General features: G+C 73.6%; 3 protein-coding genes and 1 pseudogene. 1 reads left to right on the top strand and 3 read right to left on the bottom strand.

All coding sequences use genetic code 11. The annotated features are described in order from the left end of the window. From DY245_RS34160 to sigE, 3 genes and pseudogenes are all read right to left on the bottom strand, one after another. A pseudogene (locus tag DY245_RS34160) lies at window positions 1-918 on the bottom strand (hypothetical protein); the annotation flags it as partial. Between the two features lie 122 nt (window positions 919-1040). Next, on the bottom strand, window positions 1041-1973 hold the full coding sequence (locus DY245_RS34155) for a zf-HC2 domain-containing protein (protein ID WP_128511011.1): 933 nt from the start codon (window positions 1971-1973) through the stop codon (window positions 1041-1043). Continuing rightward, a complete protein-coding gene (sigE, locus tag DY245_RS34150; protein WP_425329479.1) occupies window positions 1970-2662 on the bottom strand; it encodes an RNA polymerase sigma factor SigE in 693 nt (230 codons plus the stop codon). The genes DY245_RS34155 and sigE overlap by 4 nt, the downstream gene beginning before the upstream one ends. A 373-nt stretch (window positions 2663-3035) precedes the next feature. Here sigE and DY245_RS34145 point away from each other — a divergent pair, with 373 nt between their 5' ends. Beyond that, window positions 3036-3632: an O-methyltransferase gene (locus tag DY245_RS34145; protein WP_381404664.1), complete on the top strand. Its 597-nt coding sequence runs from the start codon at window positions 3036-3038 to the stop codon at window positions 3630-3632. The last annotated feature ends 110 nt before the right edge of the window (window positions 3633-3742 follow it).

Raw genomic sequence — 3742 nt, 5'->3', positions numbered from 1 at the left:
GGCAGCCGGGGCCGGGGCAGCCGGGGCCGGGGCAGCCGGGGCCGGGGCACCGTACGGGGGCATCGGCCCGGCGGCCGGCGGCAGCACGGTGCCGTGTGCGGGGGTCGCCACCGGCCGCTGTACGGGCGGCGCGGGCGCCCACGGTCCGGGACCGCCGTACGGAGGTGTGCCGTAGGGGTCCTCGGGGTGCAGCGGCTGCCGGCGCTGCGGCGTGGCGCTCGGGGGCTCGGCCGATACCGACGCCATGGGCGAGGCCGGGGCGGGGCCGGAAGCCGCGGCTGTGGCCGCGTCCGGGGCCGTTGGGGCCGCTCCGCCCGGAGCCTCGCTCCGCGGATCGGCCTTCGCCTCGTCCCGCGCGCCACTGGGCACCTGGCCGAGCATCACGGTCGCGGCAGCCGCCCGGTCCGTCCCGTCCCCTGCATTCTCACCCCGCACCGCGGCCAACTCCTCGGCCGCACCGGCCCGTTCGGCCGCCCCGGCCGTCACTGCGGTCCCGGCCGTCACTGCGGTCCCGGCCGTCGCTGCGGTCCCGGCCGCCTCCGGTGCCGTACGCACCTCCGAGCCATTGCGCTGCTCCGGCGGACGGACGGTCCAGTCCTCCGCCTCCTGCCGATCAGATGCGCCAGACGTGCCGGATGTGGCTGGTGTGACGGGCGTACCCGCCGCGCCGACCTCACCCGCACCGGCACCCGCACCCGAGCCGTCCCCCCGCTCCGGCGGGCACACGATCCAGTCCCCCGCCTGCTGCACATCGGACGTGCCGGACATGCCGGACACCTCGGTCCGTGCCGCGCCCGGCGCGCTGTCGGCGGGCGGCATCGCCTGCGGACCGGCCTCGGCGGACGGTTCCGTGCCCGGGGTGCGTCCCGGGCGGCTCCACCACTTCAGCTTCGACCCGGCGGCCTTACCGTCGTCCATGCTCTCCCCAGATTTCGCCCACGCTCATGCGGGCCACCACCACCTCGCGGTACGCACCCGGTCAGGGGTGCGCCGCCCCACAGCGATTCAACCAGTTCCGCGCGGGGCTGCGCAGGGGACGGTCAGCGCTGGGCGGGGGTTGAGCCATGGGCGGACGAGCCGGCCGCGGCCGCGGAGCCGATCAGCGGGCGCATCGGCTCCAGCGGTGGCAGCGGGGGTGGGTTCTTCCGCACGGGGGTGTTGCCGGTCGCGGCGGCCAGTGGCGCGAGGTGGTACGCCGATGCCGGACCGGTCGCGGCTATCAACGGCGACAGGCCGAACCGGCCGGCCGGCGCCGAGGAGGGCTGCACGGAAGGCGCGCCGGGGCCGTACAGGGCCATGGCGCTGGGAGCCGGGGCCATGGTCGGACCGACGGACGACGACGGGGAGTTTCCGGTCAAGAGGAACTGCCCGCTGCGGAGCAGGGAGCCGCTGTCTGCCGCGGGGCTGGCGCTGAGCGGGGTGACGGCCGTGCCGCTGCCTTCGGTGCGTCCACCGGTGGCGTCGACCGCCGCCTCCAACGGGAGGGCGCCGCCCAGCGCGAAGGCCGCGAGCGAGACCGCACCGGCCGCCGCGAAGGCGAACCGGCGCCGCTGCACGGGCCGCTCGGCCTCATGGACACGGAAGCCGCGCGAGCGGGCCTGCGTGGGGACCGCCGCCATCGCGAGGCCGCGGTGGTTGTCGGAGGGGACATAGCGGAACGAGCCGCCGCCCCTCGTGAAGTCACCGCGCCCGAAGCCGCCGTTGCCGAGCCGGCTGCCGGGGCCGTCGGGGTCGCCGCCGGGCAGCTGCTGCAGGCGCGCCAGCAGGCCCGCGGAGGGGCCGGGGGGCGCCGTTTCGGCGAAAACACTCTTCAGCCGACGCTGGGCGTCGGCCTCTGCCTTGCACTTTCCGCATGTCGCGAGATGCGCGAGCACCCGCTCACGCGCGTCATGCCCCAACTCGCCGTCGACCAGGGCCGCGAGGCGGTCGCCGAGATGCTGCTCGGCGGGGGACGGACCGCCACTGAGGCTCACGCGATTCCTACCTCCCCCGTGGGCACCACGGCCAGCGAACGCCGCTGCTCGCGCTCTTCGGCACGGGTGGCCGGGGCGCGGTGCTTGAGCGCCTTGCGCAGATGGGAGCGGCCACGGTGGATCCGGCTGCGGACCGTACCGAGCTTGACGCCGAGCGTCGCGGCGATCTCCTCGTACGACAAACCTTCGATGTCGCACAGGACGACGGCGGCGCGGAACTCCGGCGCGAGGGTGTCCAGCGCCTGCTGCACATCGGCGTCGAAGTGGGTGTCGTTGAAGTGCTGCTGCGGCGAGGGCTCGCGGCTGGGGAGCCGCTCGGCGGCGTCGTCACCGAGCGCGTCGAAGCGGATACGCTGCCGGCGCCGGACCATGTCCAGGAACAGGTTGGTCGTGATGCGGTGCAGCCAGCCCTCGAAGGTGCCGGGGGTGTACGTCGACAGCGAGCGGAAGACGCGGACGAACACCTCCTGGGTGAGGTCCTCGGCGTCGTGCTGATTGCCGGTGAGGCGGTAGGCGAGGCGGTAGACCCGTGCGCTGTGAGTGCTGACGATCTCCTCCCAGCTGGGTGGAGTCCACGCCTGCGCATCCGCGTCTGCGGCGAAGGTCGCGGTAGTTGCGGAGGCGGTGGGGCGGATGGGGTTACCTCCCAAGCCGTTCAGGCTCTGGGGGCGGTCAGCATTGTTTGTCACGGATTTCGGCTCGGCGAACGACCTCTTCAAGCGCCTCAGCACTCCTCGGTCACCCGCCGCAGCCGCACCTCCCCTGGTGGCTCTGGTGGTGTCCAGTAGAGCCACTACCATATCCACCTCGCCCGTTAGCTCCGGATAAGCAGTTTTGACCTGCATTTGGTCCTGCTTCTGGCCTTGCATCGTGTCTCGCGCGGTCTTCACCGGTGCGTCCCCCCGTCTTCCCCCTCGCCCTCCTTAACGCCCGGTCCCATCTGCGGGTTCCCGCACACAGCGGATACAGTCACGGTTGCGTCAACTACGGGGACAGGAGAGGGCCATTACCGGCAACCGGCAGACGAGCTTGGCATTCGCCGAGGCGTACGGCGCCGGGACCATCGACGACAGCGCCGAGGCCGCCCTGCGCTGGTCCCGTGACTGCGCCCGGGAGGCCGGCATCCGTACGGTGACGACCGGCACCGGCGCGGCCCTGCGCATGCTCGCCGCCACCGCGGACGCCAAGGCGGTCGCCGAGATCGGCACCGGCACCGGCGTGTCGGGCATCTATCTCCTGCACGGCATGCGGCCCGACGGAGTCCTGACCACCGTGGATCTGGAGCCCCAGCGGCAGACGTTCGCCAAGCAGGCGTTTCGCGCAGCGGGCTTCGCGGGCAACCGCGCCCGCTTCATTCCCGGCCGGGCCCTGGACGTACTGCCCCGCCTCGCGGACGGCGGATACGACCTCGTCTTCTGCGACGGCGACCTGATGGAGTGCCTGGAGTACCTCGCTGAATCGTTGCGTCTGCTGCGGCCCGGCGGTCTGGTGTGCTTCGAGGGTGTCTTCGCCGACGGCCGTACGGTCGACTCGGCGGTGCAGCCCGCGGAGGTGCTGCGCCTGCGGGAGCTGCTGCGGGCCGTACGGGAGAGCACGACGCTGGTGCCGTCCCTGCTGCCGGTCGGCGACGGGCTGCTCTGCGCGGTCAAGCGCGGCTGACCCGCCCCCGTATCGGGCGAACGCGAACTCCTCACGACGCATCCGGGAAGCGGATCCGGGAACGAAACGGCCCCGGCACGCGGCGCGCCTTGAGTGCGCGCCGCCTGCCG

Origin of the sequence: Streptomyces inhibens, from assembly GCF_003389455.1 — a bacterium.
Taxonomy (GTDB): domain Bacteria; phylum Actinomycetota; class Actinomycetes; order Streptomycetales; family Streptomycetaceae; genus Streptomyces; species Streptomyces inhibens.
This window is presented reverse-complemented; position numbering and strand designations above follow the sequence as displayed.